At 65.7% G+C, this 16941-nt stretch carries 16 protein-coding genes and 1 pseudogene; 14 read left to right on the top strand and 3 right to left on the bottom strand.

The window, feature by feature from the left end; all coding sequences use genetic code 11:
* The first annotated feature begins 70 nt into the window (after positions 1–70).
* Positions 71–1348 carry an ATP-binding protein gene (locus EOA32_RS06560; RefSeq protein WP_128371233.1) on the top strand — a complete coding sequence of 426 codons (1278 nt, stop codon included), beginning with the start codon at positions 71–73 and terminating at the stop codon, positions 1346–1348.
* Positions 1348–2088: a response regulator transcription factor gene (locus EOA32_RS06555; RefSeq protein ID WP_066998258.1), complete on the top strand. Its 741-nt coding sequence runs from the start codon at positions 1348–1350 to the stop codon at positions 2086–2088. The genes EOA32_RS06560 and EOA32_RS06555 overlap by 1 nt, the downstream gene beginning before the upstream one ends.
* Positions 2089–2112: 24 nt before the next feature.
* Here the strand turns inward: EOA32_RS06555 and EOA32_RS06550 are convergent, their stop codons facing one another.
* On the bottom strand, positions 2113–2451 hold the full coding sequence (locus EOA32_RS06550) for a putative quinol monooxygenase (RefSeq protein WP_095830893.1): 339 nt from the start codon (positions 2449–2451) through the stop codon (positions 2113–2115).
* 143 nt (positions 2452–2594) lie between these two features.
* On the opposite strand from EOA32_RS06550, the gene EOA32_RS06545 reads away from it, so the two are divergent.
* The 10 genes from EOA32_RS06545 to EOA32_RS06500 all read left to right on the top strand — a co-directional run bounded on the left by EOA32_RS06545 (position 2595) and on the right by EOA32_RS06500 (position 13312).
* On the top strand, positions 2595–2789 hold the full coding sequence (locus tag EOA32_RS06545; RefSeq protein WP_067323038.1) for a 4-oxalocrotonate tautomerase family protein: 195 nt from the start codon (positions 2595–2597) through the stop codon (positions 2787–2789).
* Positions 2789–3679, top strand: a complete 891-nt coding sequence (locus EOA32_RS06540; protein ID WP_095779841.1) for an SMP-30/gluconolactonase/LRE family protein — start codon at positions 2789–2791, stop codon at positions 3677–3679. Before EOA32_RS06545 ends, EOA32_RS06540 begins: the two co-directional genes overlap by 1 nt.
* Before the next feature lie 95 nt (positions 3680–3774).
* Complete coding sequence (locus EOA32_RS06535) at positions 3775–4791, top strand: ABC transporter substrate-binding protein (RefSeq protein ID WP_066998252.1); 1017 nt, start codon at positions 3775–3777, stop codon at positions 4789–4791.
* Between the two features lie 45 nt (positions 4792–4836).
* Positions 4837–6300 (top strand): sugar ABC transporter ATP-binding protein, encoded by a 1464-nt coding sequence (locus tag EOA32_RS06530; RefSeq protein ID WP_095830895.1) that lies wholly within the window; start codon positions 4837–4839, stop codon positions 6298–6300.
* 1 nt (position 6301) lies between these two features.
* A complete protein-coding gene (locus EOA32_RS06525) occupies positions 6302–7276 on the top strand; it encodes an ABC transporter permease (protein WP_095782671.1) in 975 nt (324 codons plus the stop codon).
* Between the two features lie 3 nt (positions 7277–7279).
* On the top strand, positions 7280–8227 hold the full coding sequence (locus EOA32_RS06520) for an ABC transporter permease (RefSeq protein ID WP_095782670.1): 948 nt from the start codon (positions 7280–7282) through the stop codon (positions 8225–8227).
* Positions 8228–8373: 146 nt separating this feature from the next.
* A complete protein-coding gene (locus EOA32_RS06515; RefSeq protein WP_095830896.1) occupies positions 8374–9399 on the top strand; it encodes a BMP family protein in 1026 nt (341 codons plus the stop codon).
* Between the two features lie 161 nt (positions 9400–9560).
* Positions 9561–11072, top strand: coding sequence for an ABC transporter ATP-binding protein (locus tag EOA32_RS06510; RefSeq protein WP_128371232.1), 1512 nt, complete (start codon positions 9561–9563; stop codon positions 11070–11072).
* A 243-nt stretch (positions 11073–11315) separates the two neighbouring features.
* Positions 11316–12371 (top strand): ABC transporter permease, encoded by a 1056-nt coding sequence (locus EOA32_RS06505; RefSeq protein ID WP_128371231.1) that lies wholly within the window; start codon positions 11316–11318, stop codon positions 12369–12371.
* Positions 12368–13312, top strand: a complete 945-nt coding sequence (locus EOA32_RS06500) for an ABC transporter permease (protein ID WP_128371230.1) — start codon at positions 12368–12370, stop codon at positions 13310–13312. Before EOA32_RS06505 ends, EOA32_RS06500 begins: the two co-directional genes overlap by 4 nt.
* A gap of 62 nt (positions 13313–13374) precedes the next feature.
* On the opposite strand, the gene EOA32_RS06495 is transcribed toward EOA32_RS06500, so the two are convergent.
* A complete protein-coding gene (locus EOA32_RS06495) occupies positions 13375–14142 on the bottom strand; it encodes an SDR family oxidoreductase (protein ID WP_128371229.1) in 768 nt (255 codons plus the stop codon).
* 269 nt (positions 14143–14411) lie between these two features.
* Here EOA32_RS06495 and EOA32_RS38415 point away from each other — a divergent pair, with 269 nt between their 5' ends.
* Both EOA32_RS38415 and EOA32_RS06490 read left to right on the top strand, forming a co-directional pair.
* Positions 14412–14561, top strand: a complete 150-nt coding sequence (locus EOA32_RS38415) for a hypothetical protein (protein WP_189406947.1) — start codon at positions 14412–14414, stop codon at positions 14559–14561.
* A 153-nt stretch (positions 14562–14714) separates the two neighbouring features.
* Complete coding sequence (locus tag EOA32_RS06490) at positions 14715–15653, top strand: LLM class flavin-dependent oxidoreductase (RefSeq protein WP_128371228.1); 939 nt, start codon at positions 14715–14717, stop codon at positions 15651–15653.
* A 242-nt stretch (positions 15654–15895) separates the two neighbouring features.
* Here EOA32_RS06490 and EOA32_RS06485 read toward each other — a convergent pair.
* Positions 15896–16569, bottom strand: a pseudogene (locus tag EOA32_RS06485) (isochorismatase family cysteine hydrolase).
* Positions 16570–16941: the final 372 nt, after the last annotated feature.

Raw genomic sequence — 16941 nt, 5'->3', positions numbered from 1 at the left:
TCGAGGCAGCGCCGTGCAGCGCGGCTTGGCTGTCGTTCCACGGCATTCATCAGGGGGACAGGGAGGAGACATGTCGGAGGTATCTCCCCAGCTGATCGATCGGCTGCTCGCAATCTCGCGGGCGCTCGCCGGCCATATCGATCCGGGCTCCGCGTTCCGGGCGACAGCGATCGAAATCGGCACGCTCATCCCGCACGACCATATCGATCTGGCGGTGTTGTCGCTCGATGGGCGCATGCATGCCTGCTACGAGGCCGGCTTCCATACCAGCTGGAGCGATCTGGCGCAGCATCCGGTCGAGGGCAGCCCGATCCGGCGCGTGCTGTGGGGCGACACGCCTTATCTGCTGACCGACAACGCACTTCTCGACGACCGATTCCACTTCGAGGGAGCGTTCGACGGACCGATCTTCGCCGCCAAGCTGCGGAGCCGCATCATCGTGCCGCTGCGGGCACGCGGCAGCGTGATCGGCGCGCTCAACATCAGCCGGCACAAGGCTGGCTGCTACTCGCAAGAGGACGTCGAGGTCGCCCAGCAATGCGCCGACCTCATCGGGCCCTATATGTTCGCGCTGATCCAGACAGAGGAAGCGCGCCGCGCCATGCTCGCCGAAAGCGAGGCGCGCAACCGGGCGGAACTGCTGAGAGTCGGCGCCTCGCAACTGACCGAGGGCATGGAGCGCGAGCGGCGCCGCATGGCCATGGACCTGCACGACCAGACGCTCGCCGACCTGGCCCGGATCGCACGTCAGGTTTCAGCTTTCCGCAGCCGGGGCGTGGCGCGGACGGCCCAGCTTGCCGATCTCGAGCAGGAGGTGGCGGGCTGCCTAGCGGAGCTGCGCCACATCGTCGACGACATGCGGCCGAGCGTCCTGGAACTGTTCGGCCTGCGCGACGCGGTCGAGGCACATCTCAACCGCAGCGTTGCCAGGGCCAAGCCGCCGATCGCGGTGCGCATCGCCGACACCAGCGACGGAAGCGCCGACAGCCTGTCGGAAACGCTTCGCACCGCGCTCTACCGTATCGTGCAGGAAGCCATCAACAATGCGGTCCGTCATGCCGCGCCAAGCCGCATCGAGGTGCAGCTGGCGTCGACGGCAACCACATTCAGCGTGACCGTCACCGATGACGGGCGTGGCTGCGGCGCGATCGATCCCGCCGCTCAAGGCGGCATCGGCCACATGCACACGCGAGCGGCCCTTGTCGGGGCGCGGCTGCGTTTCGAGCCGGCCGACCGCAAGGGCGGCACCAGGGTCGTGATCGAGATCGATCGCGAGTCCGCCGAGGCCGAGGCGGCGGCGTGCGGCACCGCGATAACCGAAGCTCAGCCGGTGGCGGAGGCAGTCTGATGCTGGTCATGATCGCCGAAAATGACGGGCTGCATCGCACCTTCGCGCGGCGGACCGTCGAGCAATTGTGGCCCGGCGATGTCGAGGTGATCGAAGCCGGCGACGGCGAGGACGCCATCAATCTTGCGGCGGAACGGCAGCCGCCGCATGTCGTGCTCGACTTGCAACTGCCCAAGGCGACCGGGATCGAGGTGGCGCGCGCCATCTGGAGCCAACGCGCCGGCACGCATATCCTGTTCTGGTCGAACTTCGCCGACGAGGCCTATGTGCGCGGCGTGGCGCGCATCGTGCCGCCGGGGTCGGTCTATGGCTATGTGCTGAAATCGGCGACGGAAGAAGGCATGCGCTCGGCGCTGCGCGGCGTGTTCCGCGAGGGGCATTGCATCATCGACCGCGAGATCCGCGGCATCCAGCACCGCGTCCAGGACCGGTTCGAGGGCATCACCGACGGCGAGTATGAAAGCCTGATCGACATCGCGCTCGGCCTCACCGACCGAGCGATCGCGGCGCGGCGCGGCCTGTCGATCCGCGGCGCGCAGAGCCGCATCAAGCATGTCTATGAGAAGCTCGGAATAGTGCCGCCGGAGGAGGGCGCTGGCGAGGCGTCGGTGTTCAATTCGCGCACCCGCGCAATCTATCTGGCCATGGCGCGCGGCCTGATCAACATCGATGCGCTGCGGCGCGAGCAGGAGCAGCTCGACGCCTGGCTCGCGCAGGCAACGCCGTTGCAGGAGCAGTAAGCCCCGCGATGGGTTTCAACAGGCTCAGCTTGAATGCTGATTGCTCTTGGCCCTCAGAACGATCGGCTCGGTCTCGATCAATCGAAGCGACCTGACCATATCAGCCGTCCGCGCCTTGTATTTGAGAAAGTGCGGCGCGGTCAGGTGGGCGTGGTAGGCGGAATGATCGACGTAGCATTCGATGACGCGCACCGTTTCGGGCGAACCTTTTATCGAGACCGCGTGCAGGAATAACACGCCGGGCTCGTTCTGCACCGAGGCCTCGATCTCTTCGGCGAGCAAGGCCCTGAAGCTGTCGAGCTGGAAGGCATCGATCTCCAGTTCCGCAATCCGCACGAGCGGCCTGCCGCATCTCTCTGCCATCCATGGTTCTCCTGTCTGCAGCCGCGGATGCCGGCGCCGACTGTGCAAAACCACAGTCGGTGCTGCGCTTAGACCGCTATCGCCCGGTCCGCGTCCCGACTAGCTTTTGTCCTACAAAAACAAAAAATCCCGGGGAAGCGCTCATGCCGTTCGTCAGCATACGGATACTCGAGGGTCATTCGCAAAAGCGCAAGAACGAGATCTCGCGCCGGGTCACCGAGGCGATCAGCGAGGTCGCCGGACTGCCCATGGACGCGATCTGGGTGGTGATCGAGGACGTGCCGGGCAGCGACTGGTTCGTCGCCGGCAAGCCGGTGCGGGAACCCAAGAGCCCGTGATGTCGATCCCGGCGCGCGCCCGTCACTCCGGCTTTGATGACGTCGTCGGCAATGCGGCGATGGAGCGGCTCGCCACCGGCTACGGCTTCATCGAAGGTCCGGTGTGGCATCCCTATGAGAAATGGCTGGTCTTTTCCGACATTCCGCAAAGCCGCATGTACCGGCGCAGCGCTTCCGGCGAAATCGCGTCGTTCCGCGACCCGAGCCACATGGCCAACGGCAACACGCTCGACCGGCAGGGGCGGCTGGTGACCTGCGAGCACGCCAGCAGCCGCGTCACCCGCGCCGAGCCGGGCGGCACCACGACCGTTCTCGCCAGCCATTACCAGGGCAAGCAGCTCAACAGCCCGAACGACATTGTCGTCGCCACCGGAGGCTCGATCTATTTCACCGATCCGACCTACGGCCGAGCGGAATTCTACGGCGTGCCGAGGCCGCAGGAACTGTCCTACCAGGGCGTCTACCGGATCGACGGCGACGGCGCCGGGCTGACGTTGCTTGCCGACGATTTCGCGCAGCCCAACGGGCTCTGCTTCTCGCTCGATGAATCGCGGCTCTTCGTCAACGATACGACGCGTGGCCACATCCGTGTGTTCGGCGTCGAATCCAATGGTGACCTCAATGGCGGCGCCGTATGGGCTGTGACCGAGGGCGATGCGCCAGGCGCGCCGGATGGGATGAAGATCGACAGCCGCGGCAACCTCTATTGCACCGGCCCGGGCGGCATCCATGTCTTTGACGCGTCGGGCGATCTCCTCGGCGTCATCGCGACGCCGGAAGATTGCGCCAATTTCACCTTCGGCGACGAGGACCTGCGGAGCCTCTACATCGCCGCGTCGACGTCGCTGTACCGGCTGAGGGTACGGGTGCCGGGATTGAGGCTGTTTTGAGCGGGACCGTTCGCGCTCAGATCGGATGGGAGTGAAGCCGGCCCGCAGGGGCCGGTGGGAAGTGCAGCAGTCAACACATCTGGGAGGATAATGACATGAAGAAACTACTGGTCTTGAGCGCCTTTGCAGCCATGCTCGCCTCGGGCACCGCGCTTGCCGACACGAGCGGCAAGAAGATCGCCTTCTCCAACAACTACGCCGGCAATTCGTGGCGCCAGGCGATGCTCGACAGCTACGCCATCGTCACCAAGAAAGCGGTCGAGGACAAGGTGGTGGCGGCGGCGGATGTCTTCACCACCGCCGACAAGGAAGTGCCGACGCAAGCCGCCCAGGTGCAGAACCTGATCCTGCAGGGCTATGACGCCATCGTCATCAACGCCGCCTCGCCGGATGCGCTGAACGGCGCCATCAAGCAGGCCTGCGACGCCGGCATCGTCGTCGTTTCCTTCGACGGCATCGTGACCGAGCCTTGCGCCTACCGCGTCGTCGTCGACTTCAAGGACATGGGCAGGCAGGAAGTCGAGCAGATGGCCAAGTTCCAGCCGAAGGGCGGCAATTTGCTGGAAATCCGCGGGCTGGCAGGCACCTCGATCGACGATGCCATCCACGCCGGTATCCTCGAAGGCGTCGCCGCCCATCCCGAGTTCAAGATCGTCGGCTCGGTGACCGGCGACTGGGACCAGACCACGGCGCAGAAGGCGGTGGCGACCATCCTGCCGTCGCTGCCGGAGATCGTCGGCGTCGTCGACCAGGGCGGCGACGGCTATGGAGCCGCGCAAGCGTTCGCCGCCGCCGGCAAGCCGCGTCCGACCATCATCATGGGCAACCGTCAGGACGAGCTGAAGTGGTGGAAGGAGCAGAAGGACAAGGACGGCTACCAGACCTGGTCGGCCTCGATCGCGCCCGGCGTGTCGACGCTCGCCTTCTGGGTGGCGCAGCAGGTACTCGACGGCCGCAAGGACGTGCCGCACGATCTGCTGGTGCCGTATCTCGCATTCACCCAGGACAATTTCGAGGCCGCACTGCCGAAGATCAAGGAAGGTGGCGTCGCTACCCACGAATACACCCAGGAAGACGCGATCGCGGCCATCAAGGCCAACATCAAGCAATAGCGGCGCGACGTTGCCAGCCGCATCGCCGACCGGATATCGTTGAGGATGCTCCAGGCTATTGCAGACATCGTCAGGCTGGACGGCGCCGAAAAGCACTTCGGCGCCGTCCGCGCGCTCAACGGCGTCGACTTCCATGTCGGCGCCGGCGAATGCGTCGGGCTGGTCGGGCACAATGGCGCCGGCAAGTCGACGCTGATGCATATGGTTGCGGGCACGCTGCGGCCCGATGGCGGGCAGATCGCGGTGCGCGGCAATCAGGAAGCGAGCTATTCCGTGGCGCGCGCGCTCGAGCTCGGCATACGCTGCGTTTTCCAGGAGCTGTCGCTCTGCCCAAACCTCAGCGTCGCCGAGAACACGCGCATCAACCATCCCTCGCTCAGCGGGCTCGGCTGGCGGCGCAAGGCCGCCGATCTCATCCAGGCCAAGCTCGACGAGATCTTTCCCGACCACGGCATCGCGGCGGACGACATTGCCGGCGATCTGTCGATCGGACGCCGCCAGATGGTCGAGGTGGCGCGCGCCTTCACGCTGACCCGCGAGCCGCTGCATCTGGTCATCCTCGACGAGCCGACCTCGTCGCTCGATGCGCACACGGCCGGCCAGCTGCTTTCATTCGTGCGCCGCTTCGTCGCCGCGGGCGGCAGCTGCATCCTGATCTCCCATGTGCTGGGCGAGGTGCTGCAGAATGCCGACCGCATCGTGGTGATGCGCGACGGCAAGGTGGTCGCCGCCGACGCCGCAAGCGCGTTCGACCGGGACAAGCTGGTCGCCGCGATGGGCGGCGCCGGGGAACATCAGAAGGCCGCCGCCGAGACCCGCAAGGTCGCGGTCGGGGCGCTCAGGGTGCGGGCGCGCCCGGCGCGGCAGCAGGATGGCAAGGAGCTTGTCGCCCGCGCCGGCGAGATCATCGGCCTTGCCGGACTCGCCGGGCATGGCCAGACGGACCTGCTGCTCGCGATCTTCTCGGCCGCCTCGCGCGCCAGGGCCGGCATCGAAGTGACGGCGCCGGTGGCGCTGGTCGCCGGCGACCGCCAGGCGGACGGCATCTTCGCCCAATGGTCGATCGCCCAGAACATCGGCATCCGCTCGCTTCAGCGCCTGCGCGACGGCCTGCTGATCTCGCCGCAGCGCGAGGCGGAGCTGGCCGAATTCTGGAAGAAGAAGATCGGCATCCGCACGCCGGACATGAACAACAACATCTATTCGCTGTCGGGCGGAAATCAGCAGAAGGCGCTGTTTGCGCGCGCGCTCGGCTCTGATGCCGAGATCGTGCTGATGGACGATCCGATGCGCGGCGTCGACATCGGCACCAAGCTCGAAGTCTACGACCTCGTGCGCGAGGAGGCCGGAAAGGGCCGCACCTTCCTCTGGTACACGACCGAAACCGAAGAGCTCGACAATTGCGACCATGTCCATGTCTTCAAGAACGGCCGCATCGTCGCCAATCTCGGGCGCGACGAACTGACGGAGGAGAAGATCATCCAGTCCTCGTTCGGCGACACGGCCTGAGATGACGGCGATCGCTCCCGGCACGGTCCCGAAATCTTCCCGCGGCAGCGCGGCCCGCGCACGCATGCTGCGCAGCCTGCTGCCGGCGCTGTCGCTGGCGCTGGTGTTGATGGCCATCGCCTGGCTCAATCCGCGTGCCATCAGCTATTTCGGCTTCAACCTGATGCTGAACCTGGCGATCCCGATCGCGCTGGCGACGATCGCGCAGATGTTCGTCATCGCCGGCAATGAGCTCGATCTGTCGATCGGCACTTTCGTCGGCTTTGTCGGCTGCGTCACCGCCACCTGGCTCAGGGATGCGCCGCTCATCGGTGTCGCTGTGCTGCTCGGTTCAATCGGCGTCTACGCGCTGCTCGGCGCGCTGATCCATCTGCGCAACCTGCCCTCGATCGTGGTGACGCTCGGCATGAGCTTCGTCTGGCAGGGGCTGGCTATCCTCATCCTGCCGAAGCCGGGCGGCAAGGCTCCGGACTGGCTGCTGGCGATCATGTCTTTCAAGCCGCCCTATATCCCGTTCCCTATCCTGGCGGCATTGCTCATCGCGGCGATCGTGCATTTTGGCCTGATGCGCACTTCATATGGCGTCATACTGCGCGGTTCCGGCGGCAATGCCGCGGCGCTCAGGCGCGCCGGCTGGTCGCTGCTCAAGACAAAGATCGTGCTCTTCGCGTTGACCGGCCTGTTCGGCGTGCTTTCCGGCATGGCGCTGATCGGCATCACCACTTCGGCCGACGCCAATATCGGCAACGGCTACACGCTGCTTTCGATTGCCGGCGTCATCCTTGGCGGCGGCGAGTTCGTCGGCGGCCGGGTGTCGCCGATCGGCGCGGTCATCGGCGCGCTGACGCTGGCTTTGGCCGCCTCGCCGCTGTTGACCTTCATGCACATCCCGCCCGATTGGCAGGTGGCTGCCAATGGCGCGATCCTGATCATCGTGCTGGCGGCCCGGGTGCTGATCAGCCGCAGGGAGAGGTGAACGATGACCTCTGTACGGATGCTGCTTGAAAAACCCTGGCTCTGGTCCTTCGTCGGCGCCGTTCTCGTGTGGGTGGCGACCGTCGCCTTCACCGGCGGCTATGGCGCCGGCGGCATGATCACGGCGGCACTTTCGCTTGCCGTCTTCACCGTCATCGTCGGCGTCGGCCAGATGTTCGTCATCACGCTCGGCCCCGGTAATGTCGACCTGTCGCTGCCCGCCAATATCGGACTGGCGAGCGCGGTGGCGATGAAGGTTATGGGCGGCAGCGATTCGATGATCGTCGTCGGGCTGTTGGCGGCGCTCGCCTGCGGCGCGGCGATCGGCGCCATCAACTATCTGCTGATCTGGGCGCTCAGGATTCCGCCGATCATCGCGACGCTGTCGGCGAGCTTCATCATCCAGTCGGTCGACATCAGCTACGGCCGCGGCCTGCAGATCAAGCCGCCGCCGGGCTTTGCCGATTTCACCAACTGGCAGGTGCTGGGGATCCCGGTGCTGGCGATACTGACGGTGGTTTTCACCGTCGCCGCGGCGCTGGCGCTGCAGCGCATGATCTATGGCCGATCGGTGCTGGCGATCGGGCAGAACATCCGCGCCGCCTGGCTCGCCGGCGTCAATGTCGGCCGCATCCGCTTCCTCACCTACACGCTTTGCGGCGCGCTCGGTGGCATCGACGGCGCGCTGCTTGCCGGCTATTTCCGCGGCGCCAATGTCGATATCGGCAATGAATATCTGCTCGCCTCCATCGCGGTCGTCGTCATCGGCGGCACCTCGGTCGCCGGCGGCAAGGCCAACGTGCCCGGCGTCTGGGGCGCTGGCCTGTTCCTGGTGCTTTTGCTCACCATGCTCAACACCTTCGGCGTCAGCGCCGGCGTGCGGCTGGTGCTGACCGGGCTGATCATCGTCGGGGTGATCACGGCGGCGGGTGGCGAGAAGGCTGTGCGGTGACAAGTCGCGAGGAGGGGGTCGCTCTGCGGGGTCGCCGCAGCCAAATTTGACCATGTGGACAAAGGTCGGGCGTCGTTCCATAGTCCTCCCGTCTGACATGTTTTGAACGGCCGGCTCGACACGGCTGTCGAGCAGAGGGGATTTCAATGGAAAACGATCATCGCAAAACGCAACGCGCCGGCCTGTCGCGGCGCAATGTGCTGGAACTCGGCGCCCTCGGGCTGACCGCGGTGGCGCTGCCCGGCGTGGCCTTCGCCAAGGACAAGAAGCTGAAGGTGGCGGCGATCTTCGCGACGCCGATCGAGGAGCCCTGGGACAACCAGATCCATGTCGCCCTGCAGAAGGCCGAGAAGGAGCTGGGCATCGAATACAAATGGTCGGAGAAGGTGCAGACCGCCGACTTCAGCCGCGTGATGCGCGAATATGCGCAAGGCGGCTACGAGTTGGTGCTGGGCGACGCCTTCGCCGCCGAGCGCGAATCGCGGCGCACGGCAAAACAGTTCCCGAAGACGGCCTGGCTGTTCGGCTCCGGCGCCGGGCCTGCCGAACCCAATTTCGGCGTCTTCGACAACTGGATCCACGAGCCGGCCTATCTCTCCGGGCTGATCGCCGGCAAGATGTCGAAGTCGGGCACGATCGGCGCTGTCGCGGCAATGGGCATTCCGGAAGTGAACCGGCTGGTCAACGCCTTCTTCGCCGGCGCCAAGGAGGTCAATCCAAACATCAAGCGGAAGGTCGCCTTCATCGGCTCCTTCTTCGATCCGCCGAAGGCCAAGGAGGCCGCGATCGCGCAGATCGATGCCGGCGTCGACGTCATCTATGCCGAGCGTTTCGGCGTCATCGAGGCGGCGGTCGAAAAGAAGATCTACGCCATCTCCAACATGTCCGATCAGTCGAGCCTCGGACCCGACACGGTGATCACCGGCCCGGTATGGAATATGTATCCGACGGTCGAGCAGGCGATCAAGCTGGTCAAGGCGGGCGTCTTCACCGCGCAGGACTATGGCGACTTCTCGCGCATGGCCAAGGGCGGCTCCGATCTCGCCCCCTATCACAAGTTCGACAAGACGCTGCCGGCCGAGGTCAAGGACCTGGTCGCCAAGAAGAGAGCCGAGATCCTGGAAGGCAATTTCCGCGTCGACGTCGACGAGAACACGCCGGTGTCGGATTGACCAGTACCCTCCCCCTTGCGGGGAGGGTGCCGGGCGAAGCGAGGCGGGAGGGGTCGTCTCAACCGCTCGACCTTGACGACTGAAGATGGAGCGCTTCGCGGGCGACCCCACCCGGCCCTGCGGGCCACCCTCCCCTCAAGGGAGGGATATTAGGAGCACCCTTGCCCGTCCCTCTGATCGAAATGCGCGGCATCACCAAGAGCTTCGGCGCCGTCAAGGCGAACGAGGCCGTGGATCTCAGCGTCGCCCCCGGCGAGATCCTTGGCCTGCTCGGCGAGAACGGGGCCGGCAAGACGACGCTCATGAACGTGCTGTTCGGCGCTTATGCGCCGGATGCCGGCGAGATCCTGGTCGAGGGCAGGCCGGTCGCCATCCACAATTCGGCCGATGCACTCGCGGCCGGCATCGGCATGGTGCATCAGCATTTCCATCTGGCGCCACGGCTGACGGTGCTGGAAAACCTCTTGATCGGCATTGCCGGCAAGTCCGGCCGCATCGACCGCACGGGCGGGCTGGCGCGGCTGAAGGAGATCGGCCGCCAGCATGGCTTACATCTCGATCCCGGCCTGCCGGTCTCGGCGCTCTCGATCGGCGAGCAGCAGCGGCTGGAAATCATCAAGGCGCTCTTTCGCGGCGCCAGGCTCCTGATCCTCGACGAGCCGACGGCGGTGCTGGCGCCCAGCGAGGTCGATGGCCTCTTCGCCGCGCTGCGCTCGATGGCGGCGCAAGGGCTCGGCATCATCTTCATCTCGCACAAGCTCAACGAAGTCAGGGCGCTCACCCATCGTTGCGTCGTGCTTCGGCATGGCAAGGTCGCCGGCCGCGTCGATCATCCGGCAGGAACCACCTCGGCCGAGATGGCCAAGCTGATGTGCGGCCACGAAATCATGCCGCCGATCAAGGAGGTCTCGACGCCTGGCGCGCCCGTGCTGACGCTCGACGGCGTCTCCACCTCAGGTCATGGCGGCACGCCGCTGCGCGAGGTCTCGCTCTTCGTCCGCGCCGGCGAGATCCTCGGCGTTGCCGGCGTCTCCGGCAATGGCCAGCGGGCGCTGGCTGATGTGATCTCCGGCATGCTGTCGCCGAGTGCCGGTTCGATGACGATAGCCGGCAAAGCAGTTGCGCAATTTTCGCCGCGCGAGCTGCAGTCGCTCGGCCTTGGCCGCATTCCGGAGGACCGGATGACGACCGGGCTGGTCACCAACCTGCCTCTAGCCGACTCCATGGTGCTGCCCCGCATCGGCACCGAGGCCTTCAGCCGCAAGGGACTGCTCGATCCGGCCGCGATCCGCGCCTTCGCGGAGGCGCAGATCAAGGCCTATGATATACGCTGTCCCGGCCCCATGACGCGCGCCGGCGCGCTTTCCGGCGGCAATCTGCAGAAGGCGCTTTTGGCGCGCGAGCTCGCCTTCGATCCGAAGGTGCTGATCGTTTCGCAGCCGACGCGCGGCCTCGACATCGGCGCTGCACGGTTCATCCACGAAAAATTCCTGGCCATGCGGGCGAAGGGTTGCGGGATCATTGTGATTGGCGAGGATCTCGAGGAGTTGCTGATGCTGTGCGACCGCATCACGGTGATGTACGAAGGCCGCATCGCCGGCACGCTTTCCGGCTCGGAGGCCACCGTCGCGAGGCTTGGGCTGCTGATGACCGGCGCGGAGGGGAGGGCGTAGAGCTATGGAATTGCCTCGGGCGCCGGACTTTGGCGCCGCCCCTCACCTGCCTGCCGGCATCCTCTCCCCGTATAGGGACGGGGAGAGGGGCGCTCTCATCAGTGGTTTCGCCAATCGTCAGCGGTGCAAGAGAAGCGCCAGCGGCGCGCCCAGCCCCCTTCTCCCCGTCACTATACGGGGAGAAGGTGCCGGCAGGCGGATGAGGGGCGGCGCCGACATCCGCCTAGCAGAGGGCCACGCCTGATGTTCCGTCTCGAAGTCCGCACGTCGACGCCGGCCTGGTTCAATCTCGCACTGCCGCTGCTCGCCATCGCCGTCGCGCTGGTTTTGTGCAGCGGTCTCATCGCTGTCGCCGGCGCCGGCGTCGTCGAAGCCTATGGCGTGATGCTCTCGGCCTCGCTCGGCGACAGCTACGCCATCACCGAGACGCTGGTTCGCGCCGCGCCGATGATCTTCACCGGCCTTGCGGTGGCGATCGCCTTCCGCGCCAAATTCTGGAACATCGGCGCCGAAGGCCAGCTGCTCGCCGGCGCGGTTGCGAGTTGTGCCGTAGGCGCCATCCCGATGCCGGGACCGCTCGCCATGCTGCTGATGGCGCTGGCCGGCGCGGCGGCCGGCGCCCTCGTCGCGCTGGTGCCGGCGACGTTGCGCGTCAAATTCAAGGTCGACGACGTGGTCAGCTCGCTGCTGCTCAACTCGGTCATCTATTACGCGCTGATGGCGCTGATCGAGGGGCCGTGGAAGGACACCTTTTCCGGTTATCCGATCTCGCCGCCAATCGAGGATTCCGCCAATTTCCCGGTGCTGATCGAAGGCACAAGGCTGCATATCGGCGTCGTCGTGGCGCTGATCGCAGCGCCCGTCTGCTGGTTCCTGATCGCGCGCACCACGCTTGGCTTCCGCATCCGCGTCACCGGCGAGAATGCGGAGGCGGCCCGCTATGGCGGCATCAATACCCAGCGCGTGCTGCTCTCCACCGCGCTGCTTTCCGGCGCGCTGGCCGGACTGGCCGGCGTCGGCGAGGTTGGTGGCGTCCACTTCCAGGTGATGAGCGACATCTCGCCGGGCTACGGCTATTCCGGCATCGTCGTCGCCATGCTCGCCCGGCTCAATCCGCTCGGCGTCGTGCCGTCCGCGATCTTCCTTGCCGCGGTCATGACCGGCGCCGAGGCGATGTCGCGCGCCACCGGCGTGCCGGCCTTCCTCAGTGAGGTCATCCAAGGTACGGCGCTGCTTGCGATGCTGGTGGCGCTGCTCTTCACCGCCTACCGCATTCGCCGCGTGGGGGCGCCCGCATGAGCGCGGTATTCGAGCAGATTTTTCAGGTCGGCTTTCTCGCCGCCATCATCCGTATCGCCACACCGCTCGCCTTCGCCACGCTAGGCGAGATGTTTTCCGAGCGGGCGGGCGTGCTCAATCTCGGCATTGAAGGCATCATGCTGTTGGCGGCCATGGCCGGCTTCACCGCCGCGAGCCTGAGCGGCAGCCTGTGGCTGGGCGTGCTGGTGGCCGTGCTTGTCGGGGCGGCGATGGGCGCGCTGCATGCGCTGTTCACGGTGGCGTTGGGCCTCAGCCAGCATGTCTGCGGCATCGGCGTGACGCTGTTCTGCTCTGGGCTCGCCTATTTCCTCTACCGGCTGATCTTCGGCCAGCAATCGGTGCCGCCCAGCATCAAGGGCTTTCAGCCGGCGCCGATCCCCCTGCTGTCGGACATTCCGATCCTGGGGCCGGCGGTGTTCAACCAGTTCACGCTGGTTTATCTCGCGATCATCGCCGTTCCGTTTGCCGCCTTCGTGCTCTACCGCACGCCCTGGGGGCTGTCGGTGCGCATGGTCGGCGAGAACCCGCGCGCGGCGGATTCCGCCGGCGTCAGCGTGATCGCCACGCGCTTCCAGGCCGTGATCCTCGGCGGCGCGCTGATGGGTCTTGCCGGCGCCTTTCTCACCATGGCGCAGTTCAACGCCTTCACCTTCGGCGTGGTGTCGGGGCGCGGCTGGGTGGCGATCGCGCTGGTGGTGTTCGGCCGCTGGGACCCGTGGCGTTCGGCGGGCGCGGCATTGCTCTTTGCCTTCGTCGACGCGCTGCAGCTCAGGATGCAGGCCAGCGGCCTCGGGCACATCCCTTACGAAGCCTTCCTGATGCTGCCCTTCATCTTCACCATCGTCGCCATGGCCTTCATTTCGCGCAACGCGGTCGCGCCTTCGGCGCTGCTGAAGCCGTTTCGACGCGAGGAACGGTAGGTAGGGTTCTTTCCTCTCCCCCGATCGCCGGGGTAGAGGAAGGGCGCCAAGCTTGGGACGCCTCAGATCGCCGTGAAGGCGTTGTCGACGAACAGATGCGCGCCGTTGACGAAGCTCGATTCGTCGCTCGCCAGGAACAGCGCCGCCTTGGCCACTTCCTCCGGCTCGCCGATGCGGCCCTGTTGCGCGGCCATGGCGGCATCGGAAACATCGACGCCGAGCTTGCCGAGGTCGGCGACCTCGCGCATTCCGTGCGGCGTGCGGATGAAGCCGGGACAGATGGCATTGCAGCGGATGTTGCGATCGCGGAACTCCACCGCGATGGCACGCGCGAACATGTGGCAGGCGCCTTTAGTGGTGTCATAGAGCACTTCGTTCGGCGTCGCCGCCACCGCCGAGATCGACGAGGTGCAGACGATCGAGCCGCCGCCGGCGGCGATCATGCCGGGCAGCACCGCGCGCGTCATCAGGAACATCGAGCGCACATTGACGGCGTGCAGCCAGTCCCATTCCTTGAGCGTGGTCTCCAGGAAGGGTTTAATCACGATGGTGCCGGCGTGGTTGAACAGCACGGTAACGGGGCCGAATTTTTCAGCCGCCGCCTTCGCGGCCGCCTCGACCTGCGCCTCATCGGAAACGTCGGCTACGAATTGCTCCGCATCATGGCCGCGCGCGCGGATCGCCGCGGCGGTCTTGCCGGCGGCCTCGCCATTGCGGTCGATGATCGCAACCTTGGCGCCTTCGGCGGCAAACAGCTCGGAAGCCGCTCCACCCATGCCCGTCGCGCCGCCCGAGATGATGGCGACCTTGCCCGCCAGCCTTCCGCCCATGTTTTTCTCCCTGAGTCCTGTGAGACTATTTTGATGCTATCCCCTCGCGTACCGAATAGCCAAGCGCTTGAACGAGGCCGTTTGCCGGAGCTACAGGCATTTTGTCGGATCCGCCGGTGGCGCATCCCCGCACGTTTTTCGATCTCGGCTGAGAATAAACGCCCCTCAAGTTGCCGCTTCCGAGGACGTCCTTCCAAAAACCGGCGAAAAATAGCACTCGACAAAGTCTACTATCTTTATAGATTAATGGCCGAGACGGAGGTTCGACCATGACCTACATGCAGAATGCTCAGCGCAAGGGCCAGAGGCTGACCGCCGACCAGAGCTGGAGGCCCGCCTATGGCGGAACCTTCGCCTATCTCGTTTTCGCGCTGTCATTCGTGTTCACCGGCGCGGTGGTGCTTGGGATCATCCCTTGACAGAGCCGGGGCCTACGGCCCCGCCGTCCAAAAATCTGAGTTGGAGTAACCGGAGAAGATAACTGGCCGAGCGCCAGGGCGCGTCGGCGCGCCTGCGCGCATTGGATTGTTCGAGGTGGAGCGGGGCAAGCCAACGTGACGGAGGAGATGGCAATGCCGATCGAGTTCACGCATGTTCCCGGTAAGCCTGCGAATGGCAGCTTCTTCTACGATTTCGCCGAGACGGCGACCAAGCTGTCGCTGATCGAGGATGCGGGGTTCCGCAAGCTGGTGATCGACGATCCGGCCGGCCTGCTCGCCAACATGGACATCGCCGCGCAGACGCTCGACCGCACCCCGGCGCTGGAAGTGGTGCTGACGCACTGGGCCGGTGTGGTCGAGCCGGCGGTGGCGGCAAGGCAGCTCGCGGCGCTCGACCGCAGAGGCGGCGGCCGCCTGTCGCTCAGGATGCTGAGCGAGCCGCTCCAGGACAGTGATGCCGAGGCGCGGCCGGTCGGCCACAGCGTGGTATGGCAACGCATCGACGAATATCTGGTGCTGCTGAAGCGGCTGTGGTCGAACGACAAGCCCTTCGACCATGAAGGCGCCTTCTACAGCGTCAAAGGCGGTTACGTGCCGCGCAAGGGCCCGCATGGCGGCGACCTCACCATCCGGCTCGGCGGCCAGTCCGGCACAGCGCTGAAGGTCGCCGGCCGGCATGCCGATATATTCGAGCTGGCGGCCGGCTCGCCGGACGAAGTCGCGCAGTTGATGCAGCGTGTGCGCGGCGCTGCAGCCGAGCACGGCCGCGCCGGCAGATTGCGCTTCGCGCTTCCCGTCCGCATTCGCCCCGAAGGCTGGTCCGGCGCCTCCGACCACAAGGCGGTCGAGGTCGCGGGGCCGCCGGCGCGGCTTGCGCTCTCGCTGTTGCCCTATACCGCGCTAGGCATCGAGGAATTCATGATCGGCGGTATCGACCGTCCCAGCGAGATCGCGCGGATCGGCCGCGAGACGGTCACGCTGATCGCGAATTCGCTGGCGCGGTGCGACACCGACACCCTGGCGCCGGGAACGTTCGCGTCGCGTTCGTTCACCGGGGCACACCTTCGATGAAATCGCGGGGCGAGGTGAGACCGGCCGCTGCGGCTGCCGGTTTCATCAAGACGGGACATAGTGAAGACATTGATCAAGGTCACTGCGGTCGACAAGGCTTGGCTCCGTCTGTGTTGGTGGCGGCGGCCATTGTGGCTTCCGCAATCGTCACAACCGTGAAGACGAAGGCGACGCCGGCAACGGAACGGTGCACGCAAAAAGATTTGTGACCGGCGGATACTTGTGATCCCGAAGCTCCCATATCAATCCCGTTGTTCTGCGATCCGCGACAGCGCGGCGATGACCGCCTCCGAGCTCGCCAGCGCGCCGAAGACGCCGTCCTCGACCGTCACCATATCGAGCGCGGCTTCGTGCGCCCGGCCGTCGCCGCTGGCGCAGGCGTCCGCAATCGTCAGGCATTGGAAATTGCGGTCGCAGGCCTCGCGCAGCGTCGTGTGAACGCAGACATCGGTCGTGCAGCCGGTGAACATCAGATGGTGATGCCGCGCGCCCTCAGCACCAGTTCCAGATCCGTATAGGTGAAGGCGCCGTTACAGGTCTTGTCGACAATGATGTCCTCGGGCCTGACTTCTATGTCGGCGACGATCTGGAAGCCTGGGCTGGAGCGCAGCAGGATATCCGTGCCGTCCAGTCCCGCCCGCTTGCGCCGCCATTTTTCGTAAGCCGTCATATCGGCCATGTCGGCGCGGTAGCCTTGCCTCGTATGGACGATGGCGAGGCCGGCGGCGCGCGCCGCCGCAATCAGCCGATTCACCGTCGGCAGAATGCCGCGCAGCGGCGAAGGGTCATAGCCTTTCCTGGCGAAATAGCCTGTCGGCGACAGGAAATCCTCCTGCAGGTCGATCACGAGCAGGGCGGTGTTTTGCGGCACCAGCCTGCCGTCATAGGGGAATTCGAACGGGGTCGCCTTGATCATCGCCTGCTGCCTCGGTGTGGCTGGCATGGTGGCCCAGCGACGGCGTCGCAGTCCAGACCTCACGGCGTCCCAGGTTACCGACGCACCGACCCGAATATTTGATGGTGATGAAAACCTTAATAGTTGACTCTCTAACTCATGTTTTCTAGTCAGACGGCATTGGCGTGCAATGATGACGCGAGGACTAGCCTTGTCCCGGAACGTTTTTTTTGTGGTGCTGGCCGCGTTCGCCATTCTTGCGGCCGGCTCGATCCTTCCCGACATCGCGGCGGCACAGAAGCAGGCTGCACCCGCGGTACCGGTTGCACAAGCGCCCGCTCAGCAGCCCATGACAGCTCCGGCGGCCGCAAGAATGGCGAACGCGGCCAGCAC

It is taken from the genome of Mesorhizobium sp. M1A.F.Ca.ET.072.01.1.1 (assembly GCF_004023325.1).
Lineage (GTDB): Bacteria > Pseudomonadota > Alphaproteobacteria > Rhizobiales > Rhizobiaceae > Mesorhizobium.
The sequence above is the reverse complement of the archived record's forward strand: the minus strand, read 5'-3'. Positions and strand labels throughout refer to the sequence as shown.